The following is a 17,198-nucleotide window of genomic DNA, read 5'->3' as shown; positions in this document are numbered from 1 at the left end:
ATGAAGAATAATTACCTTAACATAACCTTTGATGTACTACACATCATTTATCAGTTTTTCAAATGATCACTTAATAATCAGCTTAAAATTTTTGTCGTTATGAAAAGTAATAATTCAAAAATATTCATCCTAATAAACCATTATTGAATTTAAGTTTAAAAATAGTTAAAAATATAATTATTTAATAATATAAAAAACTACTGCAATAAAAAAGCAAAAAGACAAAATAGACGAAACAGTAATTAACCTATTAATTTTATCCCCGTTTAAAACAGGCAATATCAAAAGTGGAATGAAAATCCAAGACAAGAATCCATATCGATCACTAAAACCCGAATTAAACATAACAATAAAAATTCCGCTTAAAATCAAATATGAACTTAGATATTTTAAATATTTACGTTGATCTGCAACCTTTGTGTAAATAAAATATCCAATAAAAACAAATATGAGATTGAATACAAAAAAATCAGGACGAAATCCTATTTTATAATCACTAGTGTCTAAATTTGAATAAGAATCTATCTTATCAGCAATAGCAATTAATGGAATATTTTGTATTAATCCATAAATATTAAATTTAATAACAGAGAGCAAAGTACATATAAAAAAAATAAAGAAAGGAAATTTTAAATTTTTAATATAGTTTGAAGCGCCATAAACTAGTATCGGAAATATCATTGATAAATGCATAGACAATGCGAAAAAAATCAATACGTATTTTAGCCAGTTGTTTTTATTATAGCTTAAACTTAAAAAAAACAAAGAAAAAGCAACTCCTTGCCTCATTGTATTCATTCCCATAGATTTAAAAAAGAAAAAACTAATTACACAAAAAAATATAAATAATTTATTCTTAGAACTAAATCTCACTATAGCAAAATATAGTGGCATGATATACAAAAAAGCCATTAAAAAAATAAAAGTTCTCTCCGTTACTCTTCCATGTAAAAATTTATTAAAAAATCCAAATCCAAAATCCACAAAAAGAAAATCCTCGGCGTTACTAAACATACTTAAATATGTCATAGTATCAACTCCAACTTCAAAATTTCTAAATCCAAATAAAAATAAAAAACAAATTGAAAATAGCAACAAAAAAGAACCTTGTAATTTAGAAGTTTCCCTATTATTATAATATCCAACTTGAAGAAAAATAAAAACAATAAAGCAAACTGAGAAATAAAGTATTAAAAATAATCTGTTGAATAAAATATCATTAATATTATCTAACATCACGATCCTTACTAATTATTTCGTATAAATTATTGCAATATTGGTCGCGCGTACATTTCTGTACAACTCGATCTCTTGCTCGCAAGGCCATACTATCCAGTTGATCTCTATTTTCAATTAAATGAATAAATAAACTATTTAAAGCTTCTTCATCATCCTGCTCTATCAACCAGCCACCATTCTCATCTTCGATTGCGTCAGCAATCCCACCGGTTCTCGTTCCTATTGCGGGAATTCCGCATGATTGCGCTTCTAAAAAGACTAATCCAAATCCTTCTACACTTGTACTATTCTTTTCTTCGCGAGTACAAAGTACAAAAACATCATTACTATTGTAAAACGAGGGTAAATTTTCTTCTTTAATAAACCCCAAAAATGTCACATTTTGCTCAATTCCTAATTCTTTAACTAAACCCCTTAATTCTTTGAGATAAGGCCCAGTACCTCCAATATTCCATCTAACCCTTTCTTTATAAATCGATGGTAATTCAGCAATAGATCTAGCTATAAAATCATAACCTTTGAATTTAAGTATACGAGATAGTGAGCATAGTTGTAATATTGAATTATCCTTATTATTAAATAATGGCCTAAAAAAAGATTCATTTACCGCTAGTGGTAAAGCACTTACTGCTATACATTGATCTATTTCTGACACAATTCTTTTTGTATAAGAACTGTTAGCAATAACCATACGAGCTTTTCTTAATACCCACTTAGAATAAAAAGGTAACCAAAAATACTTTCTAAAACTGGATTGCCCCGCTAAGAATTCTGTTCCATGCCCAAGAATAAAAATATTCTTTATACCTGCTAACTGGCATATAGCTGCTTCAGGGTGCCACACTCCACATAAAACATCTACTGACTTTTTATTCTTTAATTTTATTAAATAATTATAAGCAGAAAATTCTAGGCTAATTCTTTTTCTAGGCAAACGTATTACTTCAATATTTTCACAATTATAGAAATCTGCAGGGCCTTCAGACTCTCTTGTAAGCACAGTAACACATTCATAATATTGCTTCATACCAACAGCAATTTCTTGACATAACCTAGCAATCCCACCATTTGAAGGTGGGAAATCATATGAAAATAAAACGAGTGATTTATTATTCATATTTTAATTTTTTTATCCGTACTTTAAGTATCTCAATAATAGATTCCAACATTATTCTAACCTTTACTTTAATATAATTTTGTTTAGAAAAATTTAATTTAATTCTATCATAAAAATCATTAAATTTAACATCATTACTGTTTTTTTTATACTTATCAACCTGATAAATTCCTGCATATAATATATCCTCATCAAGAATGTTTAATGAATGTTGGTTTTTAAACTCAATCAACCAAGTAATATATTGAGTGGTCGCTTCTATCTTTTTTAAATCGGTTTCATCATTATTTATCGAGGATATATTTTGACCTGAAAATCGCCAATAAATGTATTCCTTTATTACTACTATACCATTGTTTTCCACAGAAAAACGTAACCATGAAGCATCATCAGAAAACCAAGCAAGCGGAAATTCAACGAATTTAAACTTATCATAAAGTTCTCTACTCATAATGTACTCCACCGCATAACTCCTGAATCTTCTATTATTTATTCTATTATTTATAAAATGTTCAGGAGAAATCAAATCGTAATCTTTGTTTGTACGATCTCTAAAAAGATTAATTTCCTGACCAATACCGTCAATCATTTTTGTGTGAAATTTAAAAAGATGACTTAATGGATTTTGATTAACAGTCTCATAAAACAATTTTATCGCATTTGGAGAAGCTATATCATCATCAGAAAACAACCAAACCCACTTTTCGTTCGACAACTCTACACAACGTTCCCATTGCTTAGTCAATGAATTCCCCCCAAAGTTACAATCAAATTTTTTATAGCGAATATCTAGGACGTTTTCATATTCTTCGACAATAGATTTGATATCGTATGGACTGTCATCATCTCCAATATAAATAACAAAATCTTTGCACGTTTGGTTTTTGAACGATTCTAATGTTTTGCGAAGAAATTCACTCTTGTAAGCTGGGATTATAACTGCTAGATTATTTTTCATTTATAACTATTTGTAGTCTTAATAATATTTCATCTGTGTAATAGACTTTATACAAGTAAAACCAATCATCTTAGTACTATATTTGGCTATTATTTTTAAAACTATCATCTAATTTTAAAATTTTAATTAGATCATCAACTTGACTTTCAAACTTTAACCTAGAATTTTTTATTAATTGAAGATATTCCAGAAAATTAGAATATTCTTCTTCGTAAGAATCAAAAACATTCATGACTATTTTTTCGAACCTATCAAAATCAAAATTCAGTTCATCAAATTTATATTGAGAATCTATTGATACATCCTCAAAATAAAACGCAGACCCTTGCATACCGGTTATTATACACATTCCACTTAAAACAGCTTCTCTAGGTAATCTATCTTTTCCAGGATGATTCCCAAAATCAACATATAATTTACTATTTTGCATTAATAAACTCACCTCTATATATGTCATATTTTCGATAGGAACCCATCTAAAATTCTTGAATTTATTTATTAATATTTTAGTGAATTCTAAACCTTTTTTTGGATTATATAAAATTATATTTTCACGATTATTTGTCTTTTGATTAGAGAAATTGGTGTTTAAATAATCCGACAAAAAATATATATTTTTAAATTTATTTTTCTTTAAAAAATCATAAGCATACATTGATTGAACTAAATTTAAATCTTCATCTGAAAATAAATAATTATAGCTCAAATAACCAGTTCTAGCCGATTTTAAAATCTTAAAAAAATATTTAAATTTCACTCCCAAAACTTTAAAAAATAATTTTGGCCATAATTTAAGATATATAATTGGTGATAAATTTAATAGGGATAACTCGAAAAAATTATCAATACTTAACCACCAATTAATTTTTTTTATACTTTTAAAATTAATACCTAGATCTATTAATGCTTCTGGCATAATTAAAAAATTATTAGGAATATCATCAATTTCTTTCCTCAGTTGTAAATTGTAATTTTTATAGGAAACAGGAGTAGGTGAGTCTGCGTCTGGATAATAGACCATATACGCATCAAAACCTTTATTATTTAATACATCACAAAGTTGATGTAACAGCTCAGTTCCTCCTGTAACAACATTTGAGATACAATATATATATATTTTTCTTTCTTTATTTACACTAATCATCTATTATTTTTTAAAATATTTAAGTGCAGAAGCAATTACTTGATGCATGTCATAATATTTATATTCAGCGAGCCTTCCGCCAAAAATAACATTAGCTTCTTTTTGTGCTAGTTCGCTGTACTGTCTGTACTTAATAGAATTTATCACATCATTTACAGGATAATAGCTCTCCATTCCTGATTTCCATTCGGCAGGATACTCGTGTGTAATAACCGTTTTCTCTTGTTTACCATATTCAAAATGTTTATGTTCAATAATTCGAGTATAAGGAATATTTGCTTCTGTATAATTTACCACTGCATTTCCTTGATAATTTTCAATATCCAAAGTTTGATGTTCAAAATGTAAACTACGATACTCTAATTCCCCAAATCTATAGTCATAATACTCATCAATTTTACCAGTAAAAATGACTTTATCACATAACGATTCATATTTTTGCTTTGACGCAAAAAAGTCCACTCCTAGTTTTACTTCAATTCCTTCTAATAATGCTTCAGTCAACTTATTATATCCTCCTACAGGAATTCCTTGGTATTTATCATTAAAATAATTATTATCATAAGTAAAACGAACTGGTAATCGTTTAATTATAAAAGCAGGTAATTCAGTTGCTTTGCGTCCCCATTGTTTTTCAGTATATCCTTTTATCAACTTAAAATAGATATCCTTACCAACAAGTGAAATAGCTTGCTCTTCTAAATTTTGTGGATCGGTAATTCCTGATTCTTTTACTTGCTCATCAATGATATCCATAGCCTCCTGTGGCGTTTTTACACCCCACAACTGATAGAAGGTATTCATATTGAAAGGTAAATTAAATAATTTATCTTCATAAATAGCTACGGGTGAATTTGTATATCGATTGAATTCAACAAACTGATTTACATAATCCCAAAGTCCTTTGTCATTGGTATGAAAGATATGTGCACCATATTTATGTACATTAATACCTTCGACATTTTCACAACGAATATTTCCACCTGAATGGTCACGTTTATCAATAACCAAACATCTTTTTCCGTTTTTAGTAGCTTCATGTGCAAATACACAACCAAATAAACCCGCACCAACTATTAAATAATCGTACTTTTTATTTACCATAAATTATTTTTTTTAATATAATAATACATTTCTAACGATACAAATATCTCAGTTATCACAGTAATTAAACACAGTGAATAAATTGTGATTAAATTGCCCCCCCACAATACCAACAACTGAACCATAAAAACCAGACCTGAACTCATAATAATCTTGCTGAATAATTTATTGAAATCAAAAGGAATTAAGACAAGCATCCCAAAAATATTACTGACGGCAACTATTGGCAGTGTTAACCCTAGAATAATTACTACCCACTTGGCAGGTAACATTTGCTCTCCTCCTAAAATTCTTATAATAAATTCAGAAAAAACCGCTAAACCCGCAAACAATATTAAATTCAAAGCCATTGAGTATTTAAAAATATTCTTTACAAAAGAGATATTTTTATCAAACGAGATCTTAGGAAAAACTGCCTGACTGAGAATACCTTGGGGAATTCTTAAAATATTTAATACTTTTTCTCCTAGATCATAATAAGAAACTTCAGTCATTCCAAGAAACAAACCTATCAATACTTTATTGGTACTTACATAGATCTGAACAGAAATATTTGAAAGAAATACAGGTATTGATTCTTTAAAATAATACTTAAGAATTTCAAATTTAGGCACATAAAACCTAAGTTTATGAGAGAAAAAAATGATATGCATCGCCAAAATACCAGATAATAATGCACCACATAAATTTATAATAGGCACATATAAATATTGATCTTTTGAATTTATAAAAATAAAAATAGACGCTACACTTAAACTTCTAACAACTAATGATATCATCGATATATACTTCATCTTTTCAATTCCTTGAAAATAAAAAGCTGGAAAAAATATTTCATAAATACAAATCCAAAGTGTTAGAAAGTAGAGTTCCTTGTTTTGAGAAGCTTGATCAAAATAAAATAAAACTGGCACTAAAAGAATTAGTGAAATTATAAATAGCACCATTTTAATTATCAATACACTTGATACTATTTCACTTAATTTAGATTTATCCTCTCTATGTACACTAACGTCCTTGGTTGCTGATATATTAAAGCCAAAACCTATCAATATTACAAAATAACCCACAATTGCTTGTGCGAAGATTACTGTACCATAAACAGATACACCTAGCACCCTAATCAAATACGGATAAGATAAAAGGGGCAGAACTAAATTTAATACTTGCAGTAGTGATAGATAGGAAAAATTCTCAACTAGTGCTTTGTTTCCTTTTATTACATTTCTTACTTTAATAATTCTATCTTTCATTGGCTAAACTGGAAATAGTAGTTAATTATTAATCGTGATTTTATATAATCATCAACAAGAACACCCAATTAACTACTCAAAATAATTCAAAGTTACTGATTCATTGACTTTTAATTTCTAGTTTTTACTCGAGTAATATCAAATCACTTACTACTAATTCTCTATATATTTCTATGTACATTTCACTATTTTTATTCATGCTATTCTCAATAATTCAGTAAATCTGATTTTATACTTTCTAATGAACTATAAACATTCTTCACATCCTGAGAATTATTTTTTTGCAAAATTAAATTAGCATTATCCGTACAAACAAAAATTGTATCCTTCATACCTACAAAAGCAGTATAATTATCAGTCCCAATGACCATATTTCCGTTTTCATCGACTGGATAACCAATAGTAATCAAATAATCATATACCGATTCAAAAGATCCTAAATCAGACCAAGAAAATTTAGACGGCACGACTTTTATTTTTTTAGATCTTTCCATTACCGCATAATCAATACTAATGGATGGAATGTCTAGAGAGAGCTCTAAATCTAACACACCATTCGTATTTGTCTCCCAAGCTATTTTTGACTTTTTATAAACTTCTGGTGCAAGTATCTGTAATTCATCTAATAAAACACTGGCTTTAAAACAAAACATACCGCTGTTCCAAAGGAAATTACCTTTATCTATAAAATCTTTAGCTGAAGTCTCACTTGGTTTCTCTCTAAAAGAAATTACATCATCTCCATTGCTTTCAATGTAGCCGTATCCTGTTTCAGGTTTAGTGGGAATAATTCCAAAAGTGACTATATATCCTTTAGAGGCTTTTTCTATTGCTTCATCAATAGCGGCTTCATAATATTCCATTTTCCCAATAATATGATCCGACGGGGTGACCATTAATATATCATCAAGATCTGAAGCAAAAGCAGCAAAAGCAATAGCTGCAGCGGTGTTCCTTGGTGTAGATTCAATAATATCGATATAGGTCACATTCGATTTCTCTAATATAGTTTTACTTAAATGACAATTATCCATATTCCCAACTACTATAACTGTATCCGCTATATTACGATTACGATCAACGGTCATCTCAAATAATGACTTTCCATTAAAAATATCAAGATATTGCTTTGGCAGGCTTTTCCGTGATAACGGCCATAATCGACTACCAACACCGCCAGTAAGTATAACATGTTTAAGTGAATTCTTTTTCATATTCTTTCACTACAGTAATTAAACCTTTATATTGGTATTCTTTGCTTCTTTTTCAGCCACTTCTTTCCTCAAACCACTACTCGAAAACCGATGATCTCTGGTATTAAAGTACAACTCAATCCCTTTGGCTTCACAATACATGCGTCCAGTAAAATCTTGTTCACGATATTCATCGCCTACAATACGCACATCAATTTTGAAAGATCGTAAAATATCTTCTAAATCTTGTTCGCTTGCATAAGGAACAATCTCATCTACAAACTTACAGCCCTTCAATTGAATGTAGCGTTCAACCACCGTTTGCGCGGGCCTATTCTTCTCAGGACGATCGAGTGTAGGATCCGTTTGCAAACCAACAATCAAATAGTCACATTGTCTTTTGGCTTCTTCGAGCATCTTTATATGTCCTGCGTGCAATAAATCAAATGCACTAAAAGTGATACCTATTTTCATGTCATTGCGATGAAAGAAGCAATCTCTTACCTCTAATTTATTAATACTTACTGTCCCGCTTGCGGTTAAACAACTTGAAACCTGAAACAACTTTAAACTTCAAAAATAAAACCTACAACAGTCTTAGTGTCCCGATTGCTATCGGGATTGCGCCTCCTTTGCGTCCGTTGCGGTTAAACAACCTGAAACTTTAAACCTACAGCTCCTTCAACACCCTCCTGACAATCAATCCCAAGACCATAAAAAACCCGGCTAAAAAACCTCCCATTACAATCCCTTTCGCCTTACCAAATTTTTCCTTCTTCAAAGGCAAAATAGGGCTGTCTATCACCTGAATCAGTGGAGTCTCTTTACGTAGTGTTACTTTAGCCAATTCCGTTTGCTTGACCAACTCGGTCAATATCGCCGTATTTGCCTGCACATCGACCTGTCTTCTGGCCGAAGGCGCACGTCTTACGTTCATTGCAGGATTCAAACCAAAGGTGTTATCATTAGCAACTGCTACTCCGGTAATCGCTCCGTTCAATTCTCTTCTGATGCTATCGGTTTGCCTTTCGAGTATATCCATATTCATCCTCGCCTTCTTGCTCTTGGTGGTCACATAAAAATCAGACACCTCTTTAACCAGAGCTTCGGTAAAATACTTCGAGAACAACTCATTAGTCGAAGAAACATCAATAGACAAAATAGCTACTTTTTTATCTCTTTGTCCAACACTCAGTCCGCCTTTAGACAAATTAGCATACATCACCCCCATAATACTATCATGCACTCGGCTAAAATACTTTCTGTTAGTATTGGGCAAAAACTGAATACTTTTAAACTTAGGATTCGCATCCCAATTATCTCTCCATTTATTATGCTGGATATACATCTCCGCCAGTGAAATCGTCTTGCCGTCTACAACAACCGGACTCAACAAAGTTTGTTCCACCATAGCACGCGACTTAAACAATTCCGCCAGATTAGCTCCGGTAAAAATGCTACCGCCTCCGCCACCCAAATCAAAACCCAGTGAACTAGCTAAACCCAAAGCACCACCTAATCCGCCACCGCCTTTCTCATCTTCCAATGCAAAAGACAAAGTCGCAGTATATACCGGTTTCTTAATAAAGGAATACGTCAGCCCCAATCCGGCCCCTATAACTCCCGCCAACACAATAACCTTCCATTGCGACAGCAAGTAAGCATACCATTCCTTACCCTTCTCTATTAATTCCTTTAACGATATCTCGTCATTTTGTACTTCCATCAATACTATATTTTAATAACTTCCAGCTAATATTTTTTTCCGTTTCCCGTTCACCGTTCTTTTGAACATCGTATATCGAACATCCTTTTCCGTTCACCGTTCTTTCGATCATCGATCAACGAACATCGGATATAGACCACTCCTACCCCGCCCTTAAATTAAAAACGTCAAAAAACGACGATATAACGACGTGGCAGCAGTCCGCGAGTTGAGCCTGAAAGGCGAACGGCTCGGGCTGCGGAACACAGTTTTGAGGTAGTTTTTAAGTTTTGAATTTTGAGGCTTGATCTTTTTGTTACTTTTTCCATCAAGGGAAAAAGTAAAGACTCTCTTTATACCAGACTTCTCAAAACAATTTTAAAAAAAGACTATCGCTATTTTATAAATCCACTACTATTGACGCTTTTTACATTGAAGCCCCTCGACTCCGCTCGAGCTGACACTGTGGATGTCTTATCATATTCGAAGTGACGAAAACCGAGAACTCATAACCTACAACTCCTCTCCCCGCCCTTAAATAAAAAGTATAGAAAAACAACGAAAAAGTATAGTGGCAGCAGTCCGCGAGTTGAGGACGAAGGACGAACGGCTCGGGCTGCGGAACGGCACTTTGAGGTAGTTTTTAAGCTTTTTATTTTCAGGCTTGATCTTTTTGTTACTTTTTCCATCAAGGGAAAAAGTAAAGACTCCCTTCAAAAAACTACTCAGTATTGACTGCAATCCTAAACTTATAAAAGCTGACAACCACAACCTCCTACCTCAATATTGCAATAATAACTCCCGCTAAACTAGCCAAAACCCCCGCTATACTAACAAATTCCCCTGTACTCATCTTCTTCACTTCTGGTTTTTCCGGAACAATAATCTGCGAACCTGGCGTAACCTTTGGATAATTCCTGAAAAACAAAAACGAACTAGCCACATCTGCCTTTCCATTTGGATAAATGATATAAGCCTTTTTCTTCCATCCTTTAGCATCCACTCCACCCACTGCATCTAAATAATATCCAAATCCTTTACCCTTATCATACGGAATCTCCGAAGTCAATAAAACATTACCCGTCACTTTTACCCCTTCATTGAAAGTGGCTACTTCAATCTCATCACCAGGAAAAAGAGTTACATTAGTACTACTATTTTGGTTTTTAACAATTGATTCCCAATCCACCGGAATAACAGCAAATTTTAAATCTTCTTTTAGCTTTTTCTTCAATTTATTTTGAATGCTGTCATTGGTACCCAAATTCAGATCGATACTCTCGACTTCTGCAATTTGTTTTGCTTGAATAGGCCTTTTAATTTTAACACCATTAACATTTGCCAAGGAAGTCAAACCACCTGCTCTTTCTACAATATCATAAACTTTAGCTTTCTTATTGGCCAAAACATATTTTCCCGCATAATTAACGGCTCCACTAATAGTAACCATTTCCGGTTTTTCATACACCGCCATCTTACGGATATTGATGACATCAAATGGCAACAACGCAAAATTACTAGCCTGCTCATTATTATCTGGACTAATTACTATGTCAAATAACTCGGCCTTATTAGGATTAGCATCATCAATTTCTTCCGATAGTATCATTCTTGCTACTTCTACCCTTTTCGAAGCGGAACCCGTCAAACCACCTGATTGAACCAATAGATCATTCAAAGTTAAGCCCTCATAATAGTCATAAACCCCCGGATTTTTAATCTCCCCATCAATCGTGATTTTATATTCCTCTACAAAGTCCAAAATAGAATAAACAGTCACCACATCTTCTTTATACAATGGAATATCAGCTTCTATATCTCCCTCTAGTGCTTTCTCTAAATTGACGTTGACAATCTCCGTTGTCAAATCAGGTTGCAATCGAATGATTCTCGCTCTCTTACTATAGGCATCCTCTTTTAATCCATCTGCTTTTAGAACCAAATCAGAGATTCGCATGCCTTCATAAAAAGAATAGGTATCCGGTCTAAAAACCGCTCCTTCAATTTTGATTCGGTTTTCAAAACGATTTAAAATTTTAGTCACTCTAAACACATCCCCCGATAAAGGCGCATAGGTATTGAATTCAGAGGCCTTAATATCCCTCACTTTAAATTCCTTAGCCGTTTTCTGCAAAACATTTACTGATGCTGTATAGGCAAACTCATTAAATCCTGAAGCAAATGATAATAAATCAGAAAAAGTCTCTCCTGCCTTCATTTCAAAAATTCCAGGACGCTTCACCTGTCCTTCAAGGCTGACTCTTTGATTGTATGCCGGAATTCGAATAACGTCATTGTCTTTTAAACCTACATTCTCCGATTGATCCCCATTGACCAAAAATTTATAAATATCAACCTTGGTATATATTTTGTTATTTCGAATTAACTCAATGTTTCTATAACTTTCATTTTTCCCTGGTCCTCCTCCCAGAAACAAGGCGTTATACACCGTTGCCAAAGAAGAAATAGAATAATTCCCTGGTTGTTTACTTCCTATTAACGTAACACGAATTGTTCTAATGCGACTCAGACTCACCGCAACCTGAGATTGACCTGACCCAATAGTACTATATACTCTGGCCATAGCTCCCTTAATTTTTTGTGTCGCTGCCTCAATACTCATTCCTGAAACCGAAATTTCCCCTACATACTGAATCGTTACTTTACCCTCTACTGATACCGGAATACTGGCATTATATTCCTGAACTCCATAGACACTCACCTGCAGTTCATCACCAGGACCCAAAATATAATTCATTGGGGTAGCCAATTTCAAATTAGGCTCGAAATTCAAAGTAGGATTATCAAATAGTTGCGAACCAAAAACAAGTGAATTAACACTGTCCTTAATTTTTTTATTGACTATTTTTTCTTGCTTTCTTCCATACTCATCATTACTCTCTTTTTGCCCTTCTTTATCAGTCTTAACAGCCTCTTTATTTAAAATTGTTAATCCCTCAATTCGTTTTTTCAATTTAGCAAATTCAGATGCCGGCATGCCCTTCGATAAAGCCATTGGTTCAGCCTGATCAATAGTTAGATTATTGGATTGCAATTGAGTTTTAATCTTTACAATATCAGCATCCGACAAATAATCTACTTTTAACGTACTCAAATCGCTGCTTTTTAACAAGTCCTGAGCAAGCATAGTCGAGGACTGCAAGAGCGAAAATAATATAAATAGAAAGGCAACTGTTTTTCTCATATCGAAATTTTTTATATAAAAAGAGTACTAATTATTTTAAGTTAATGTGCTAATAACAAGCAGAATTATAGAATTTTAACAAACCACTTTGAACTTAAGGTCTTCAAGATTAATTCCTATTAATTTACCACAGACTAAAAAATAGTCTCAAAGGTTAATCAGTGAAAATTCATTTAAGCTGTGGCCAACCATTTTTTAGAAACTAATGCAAAATGCATTAAAGCACCTGCTTTCAACTATTTCTGTGATCAAAAAACACCTAAAAACAACAGAAACCAATATTCTATAAATGGCTTCGCCTTAGTGACTCCCATTATTGGCTCACTATTGTCATTTAAAGATAGTATTCTAAGCCTAATAGGTCCGTTAAAACCAACGCTGGATTAGAGTCGGCAAATATACTCTTTAAAAAAAACATATTCTATATTTTATTTTAACAATAAATCTACTTATCACAACCCGGACCAGTAAACATCGAACAAATATTTATAAACCAGCTAAATACAGCGCATTGCTCAGCAATTACCATAAATAAATATCACCTATTTTAGTGATGCCAACAAACCTATACCTTACGCTACTACGAGTACCTATTTTCAAGCCAAAACTCCTGCAACAACAAACACCTCAGGAATTCCAAGTTCTTTGGCTCCCTTTAGGGAAGGGGAAAAACAAAGAACAGCAAATTCTTCAGAAACGGAAGTTCTTTGGCTCCCTATAGGGCAGGAAAAAAAACAAAGAACACAACTCCTCTTTAGTCCCGACTCTTCGGGAGGTAAAAATCAAGAACAGTACTCCACATTTACTTCCCTAATTTAAAAAAGTAAAGAAATACCATTTTTAAAATACTCATAAATCACTCCTTACAACATTCTCCAATTTCCTCCAAAACAGAATCTATTTCAGTCAGTACTTTCTCATTAGAAAAACGAATAACATGCAACCCTTGGAAGTTTAAAAAATCCGTTCTTTCCGTATCCTTCTGCACCTGCTCCAAATCGCCATGATACTCTCCATCAACTTCAATAATAAGTTTTTTTTGATGACAATAAAAATCTACAATATAAATACCAATAGGATGTTGTCTTCTGAATTTTAATCCCTGAAATTGATTTAATTTCAATCTTTCCCATAAATAGACTTCCGCCGCTGTTGCCCTTTCCCTTAAATACTGGGCCATCAAAAAACCATTGCCAGGAGCACCTTTCCACATACTATCATCATGTTGTAAATCATCTTTTTTCATACTACAGTATTAAAAATTATACATTATCCACTACGCTATTTATTAATTATTACCATAACCCCTACAACAACAAATTCCTCAGGAATTCCCGTTCTTTGGCTCCCTTTAGGGCAGGAAAAAAACAAGAACAATTCCCGTCCATCTGGCCTCAAAATTCCAGAGGAAAAAACAATCAATATCGAACTTATTTTTCATTAGAACGAAATCTTCCTGTTCTAAAATAATTTGGCTCCCTTTAGGGCAAGGGGAAAAACAAATTATTTTGAACCCAGCAGCACCGTTTTCAAGAATGTCTTCGGTCCCTAACAACAACAAACACCTCAGGAATCCCAAGTTCTTGGGCTCCCTTTAGGGTAAGGGGAAAAACCAAGAACAGCAAATTCTTCAGGAATTCCAAGCGCTTTGGCTCCCTTTAGGGAAGGAAAAAAACAAGAACACGCCCAACACCTAGAACAGCAAATTCTTCTGGAACGCAAGTTCTTTGGCCCCCTTTAGGGCGGGGGAAAAACAAAGAACAACAAACACCTCAGGAATCCCAAGTTCTTTGGCTCCCTTTAGGGAAGGGGAAAAACAAAGAACTTGCGATTCCTAATCAAAAAAGTCCATGAAATAAAATTATCTCATGGACTTTCCAGGCATTGTAGTATCACTAAATAACTACGCCTTAAATATTTTTTTATACCAAGCTTCTTCTTTTACACTATGCCCATACCCATAACCATAGCCATAGCCTTTTGTAGAATCAGTATCGTTAAGTAACAAACACATATTGGGTAGCTTTCCTTCTTTATATAAGCCATTAGGAATGTTTAACATTCTTTTTTCTAGAAACCCAGCGCGCGCCACATAAATAAAACAATCAGCATGCTTAGCGATTAACAAGGTATCCGTCACTAAACTCACAGGTGCCGTATCCACGATGATATAATCATATTGTGCTTTCAAAATCTCAAAAACGTCATCCACTTTCTTGCTCATTAATAATTCCGCTGGATTTGGCGGAATCACCCCTGCTGGCAGTATATGAAAATCCTCGTACCCTTCATACTTAACGATTAAATCCTCTAATTTTAAATCCTTTGAGGATAAATAATTAGTAAATCCTCTTTCTGGGATATTTAAATATTCGTCAAGCCTTGGGTTTCTAATATCCATTCCTATCAACAATACTTTTTTAGCTGATAAAGCAAAAGTGGCAGCCAGATTTGCGGAAACAAAGGTTTTACCCTCCTTTGGAAAAGTAGAAGTCAGGAATATGGTTTTAGCAATACCTTCTGGCACCTTACTTAACATAAATTCCAGATTGGTTCTTATGATTCGTAATGCCTCAGCAGAACTAGTCCTACTTTCGGATTTCATAATTACTGAAGGTGTATCCGAGGTAGGCAAATCACCAATGAAAGGAATCAACGTTTTTCCGTCCAGATCCAAACGGCTTTTAATTTTAGTATCCAATAAATCATCCGTGTATATAATTCCAAACGGAACTAAAAGCCCAAGTAACAGTCCTGCTAAATAAATGATGTTTTTCTTTGGCGAAACGGGGATTTTATTCCCTTTGGCATCATCAATTACTCTGGCATTAGGTTCTGTCGCCGCCAATGATATTGCCGTTTCTTCTCTTTTTTGTAATAAATACAAATACAACTCTTCCTTTACCTTTTGTTGTCTTGCAATCACTCTAAACTGACGCTCTTGAGCAGGAATCTTCCCTATTTTAGTATTCAGTATGTTTTCCTCGCTACTCAAGTTTCTCTTCTGGATAGTCAAATTAGACTGCATTCGCTGTAAACTTCCTTGAACATTATTTTTCAACGAGCTAATTTCCTGATCCATTTTCACTACAGATGGATTGACCTCAGTAGCCGATTTCAAAATTCGGTTACGGTCCAAAACCAACTGGTTATACGAATTAATCATTCCCGCAGCAGTATTGTCGCCTGAAATTATATTGGTAGGCAAAAGATCCGCATTGGTACTTTTCTTTAAGAAACTCAACATGGAACTCACCATATTCAGTTGAATCTCCGTCTCCACACCTTTTTTGTCATATTCATTAGAACCTTCAATAAACAACTTGGCTTCCGACTCGATATCCGTCAATTGATTCGATTTCTTGAAGCTTTGTACGTCCTGCTCTACTCCATCTAATTCCTGAGTAATTAATTTTAATCTATTAGCAATAAAAATCGAGGTGTTTTCAGAAATGAAGTTTTTATCCGCCGCTGCGTCTTCATTATATATTTGAGTCAAATTATTCAAAAAATCTTCTGCTCTTTTTATTACTGGACCAGTTATAGAAAGCTGCACAACGCTACTAGTTTTGCTAACAGGCTCTACTTTGAGGCGTCCTTGAAAACTTGCCACAACGCTTTCTAAGGGACTAATAAGGATTCTTATCGCTTTACCCTCATGAACAATCTCACCAGCCTTAGATCCTAATTTACTAATAATCAAATTACCATATTTGGTCATTATAGGTTTCTCATATTGAAACACTTTTTTATTTCCTATTATTACTTTTGAGGAATCATTCTCAGCTTGACTAACTAACTCAAAGCTTGTAGGCGATAATTCGGTAAAATTTAAATCAATCGAACTTTGATAAAATCCATTCGATTTATCCATAAAATTAACCGAGATAGGTGTATCCCCATAAATTTCTCTATCCGATATTTTCCCAGTTATAATTAAGGTCGTATTTAAATTTAATTTTCTTACCGTGCTTTCCACCAAGGTGCGTGATTTCAGAATTTCAATCTCATTATCGAGATTACTTTTCATTCCTCCTCCCATTCCTAGGTCAGCAAAAGCAGACAATTCAGAAAGCATCCCTCCTTTTTTCTCGTCTTTTACCAATATTGTAGTACTAACATTATATTGGGGTATTGTATATCGTAAGTATAAAAAAGCGCCTAATAAACCGATGCAGCTTGCCAGCACAAACCACTGCCAGTGAATCAAATATTTATTAAGAAATCCCTTTAAATCAAAATCATTCTCGTATTCGTCGTCGAAATCGTGGTTATCCATG

General features: G+C 33.2%; 13 protein-coding genes. 1 reads left to right on the top strand and 12 read right to left on the bottom strand.

The genetic code is table 11. The features are described 5' to 3' along the window. Window positions 1-177 precede the first annotated feature (177 nt). The 10 genes from FQU23_RS07820 to FQU23_RS07775 form a co-directional block, all read right to left on the bottom strand. On the bottom strand, window positions 178-1,236 hold the full coding sequence (locus FQU23_RS07820) for an EpsG family protein (RefSeq protein WP_147673372.1): 1,059 nt from the start codon (window positions 1,234-1,236) through the stop codon (window positions 178-180). Beyond that, window positions 1,226-2,356 carry a glycosyltransferase family 4 protein gene (locus FQU23_RS07815; RefSeq protein ID WP_147673371.1) on the bottom strand — a complete coding sequence of 377 codons (1,131 nt, stop codon included), beginning with the start codon at window positions 2,354-2,356 and terminating at the stop codon, window positions 1,226-1,228. Before FQU23_RS07815 ends, FQU23_RS07820 begins: the two co-directional genes overlap by 11 nt. Next, window positions 2,349-3,314: a glycosyltransferase family 2 protein gene (locus FQU23_RS07810; RefSeq protein ID WP_147673370.1), complete on the bottom strand. Its 966-nt coding sequence runs from the start codon at window positions 3,312-3,314 to the stop codon at window positions 2,349-2,351. Before FQU23_RS07810 ends, FQU23_RS07815 begins: the two co-directional genes overlap by 8 nt. 76 nt (window positions 3,315-3,390) lie before the next feature. After that, a complete protein-coding gene (locus FQU23_RS07805; protein WP_147673369.1) occupies window positions 3,391-4,458 on the bottom strand; it encodes a hypothetical protein in 1,068 nt (355 codons plus the stop codon). A 3-nt stretch (window positions 4,459-4,461) separates the two neighbouring features. Next, a complete protein-coding gene (glf, locus tag FQU23_RS07800; RefSeq protein WP_147673368.1) occupies window positions 4,462-5,562 on the bottom strand; it encodes a UDP-galactopyranose mutase in 1,101 nt (366 codons plus the stop codon). Beyond that, window positions 5,556-6,815, bottom strand: a complete 1,260-nt coding sequence (locus tag FQU23_RS07795; RefSeq protein WP_147673367.1) for a flippase — start codon at window positions 6,813-6,815, stop codon at window positions 5,556-5,558. Before FQU23_RS07795 ends, glf begins: the two co-directional genes overlap by 7 nt. A gap of 206 nt (window positions 6,816-7,021) precedes the next feature. Further along, on the bottom strand, window positions 7,022-8,029 hold the full coding sequence (locus FQU23_RS07790; protein ID WP_147673366.1) for a mannose-1-phosphate guanylyltransferase: 1,008 nt from the start codon (window positions 8,027-8,029) through the stop codon (window positions 7,022-7,024). Between the two features lie 18 nt (window positions 8,030-8,047). Next, window positions 8,048-8,482 carry an adenylyltransferase/cytidyltransferase family protein gene (locus tag FQU23_RS07785; RefSeq protein WP_147673365.1) on the bottom strand — a complete coding sequence of 145 codons (435 nt, stop codon included), beginning with the start codon at window positions 8,480-8,482 and terminating at the stop codon, window positions 8,048-8,050. A 196-nt stretch (window positions 8,483-8,678) separates the two neighbouring features. Next, window positions 8,679-9,734: a Wzz/FepE/Etk N-terminal domain-containing protein gene (locus tag FQU23_RS07780; RefSeq protein WP_147673364.1), complete on the bottom strand. Its 1,056-nt coding sequence runs from the start codon at window positions 9,732-9,734 to the stop codon at window positions 8,679-8,681. A gap of 754 nt (window positions 9,735-10,488) precedes the next feature. Further along, on the bottom strand, window positions 10,489-12,918 hold the full coding sequence (locus tag FQU23_RS07775) for an SLBB domain-containing protein (RefSeq protein WP_147673363.1): 2,430 nt from the start codon (window positions 12,916-12,918) through the stop codon (window positions 10,489-10,491). Window positions 12,919-13,098: 180 nt separating this feature from the next. Here FQU23_RS07775 and FQU23_RS07770 point away from each other — a divergent pair, with 180 nt between their 5' ends. After that, entirely contained in the window at window positions 13,099-13,305 is a 207-nt protein-coding gene (locus FQU23_RS07770; protein ID WP_147673362.1) for a hypothetical protein, read from the top strand. A gap of 469 nt (window positions 13,306-13,774) precedes the next feature. On the opposite strand, the gene FQU23_RS07765 is transcribed toward FQU23_RS07770, so the two are convergent. Both FQU23_RS07765 and FQU23_RS07760 read right to left on the bottom strand, forming a co-directional pair. Further along, on the bottom strand, window positions 13,775-14,164 hold the full coding sequence (locus FQU23_RS07765; RefSeq protein WP_245181081.1) for an endonuclease domain-containing protein: 390 nt from the start codon (window positions 14,162-14,164) through the stop codon (window positions 13,775-13,777). Window positions 14,165-14,821: 657 nt separating this feature from the next. After that, window positions 14,822-17,197 (bottom strand): GumC family protein, encoded by a 2,376-nt coding sequence (locus FQU23_RS07760; RefSeq protein WP_147673361.1) that lies wholly within the window; start codon window positions 17,195-17,197, stop codon window positions 14,822-14,824. Window position 17,198: the final 1 nt, after the last annotated feature.

This window comes from Flavobacterium sp. XN-5 (assembly GCF_008033395.2).
GTDB lineage: Bacteria > Bacteroidota > Bacteroidia > Flavobacteriales > Flavobacteriaceae > Flavobacterium > Flavobacterium hiemivividum.
Note: the sequence above shows the minus strand (reverse complement) of the source record. Positions and strands in the feature narration are given on the sequence as shown.

Excerpts from the sequence above, each read along its gene's own strand:
- FQU23_RS07805 (WP_147673369.1), bottom strand. The coding sequence starts at position 4,458 with ATGATTAGTGTAAATAAAGAAAGAAAAATATATATATATTGTATCTCA.
- FQU23_RS07760 (WP_147673361.1), bottom strand. The coding sequence starts at position 17,197 with ATGGATAACCACGATTTCGACGACGAATACGAGAATGATTTTGATTTA.
- FQU23_RS07780 (WP_147673364.1), bottom strand. The coding sequence starts at position 9,734 with ATGGAAGTACAAAATGACGAGATATCGTTAAAGGAATTAATAGAGAAG.
- FQU23_RS07785 (WP_147673365.1), bottom strand. The coding sequence starts at position 8,482 with ATGAAAATAGGTATCACTTTTAGTGCATTTGATTTATTGCACGCAGGA.
- FQU23_RS07765 (WP_245181081.1), bottom strand. The coding sequence starts at position 14,164 with ATGAAAAAAGATGATTTACAACATGATGATAGTATGTGGAAAGGTGCT.
- FQU23_RS07790 (WP_147673366.1), bottom strand. The coding sequence starts at position 8,029 with ATGAAAAAGAATTCACTTAAACATGTTATACTTACTGGCGGTGTTGGT.
- FQU23_RS07810 (WP_147673370.1), bottom strand. The coding sequence starts at position 3,314 with ATGAAAAATAATCTAGCAGTTATAATCCCAGCTTACAAGAGTGAATTT.
- FQU23_RS07820 (WP_147673372.1), bottom strand. The coding sequence starts at position 1,236 with ATGTTAGATAATATTAATGATATTTTATTCAACAGATTATTTTTAATA.
- FQU23_RS07815 (WP_147673371.1), bottom strand. The coding sequence starts at position 2,356 with ATGAATAATAAATCACTCGTTTTATTTTCATATGATTTCCCACCTTCA.
- FQU23_RS07795 (WP_147673367.1), bottom strand. The coding sequence starts at position 6,815 with ATGAAAGATAGAATTATTAAAGTAAGAAATGTAATAAAAGGAAACAAA.
- FQU23_RS07775 (WP_147673363.1), bottom strand. The coding sequence starts at position 12,918 with ATGAGAAAAACAGTTGCCTTTCTATTTATATTATTTTCGCTCTTGCAG.
- glf (WP_147673368.1), bottom strand. The coding sequence starts at position 5,562 with ATGGTAAATAAAAAGTACGATTATTTAATAGTTGGTGCGGGTTTATTT.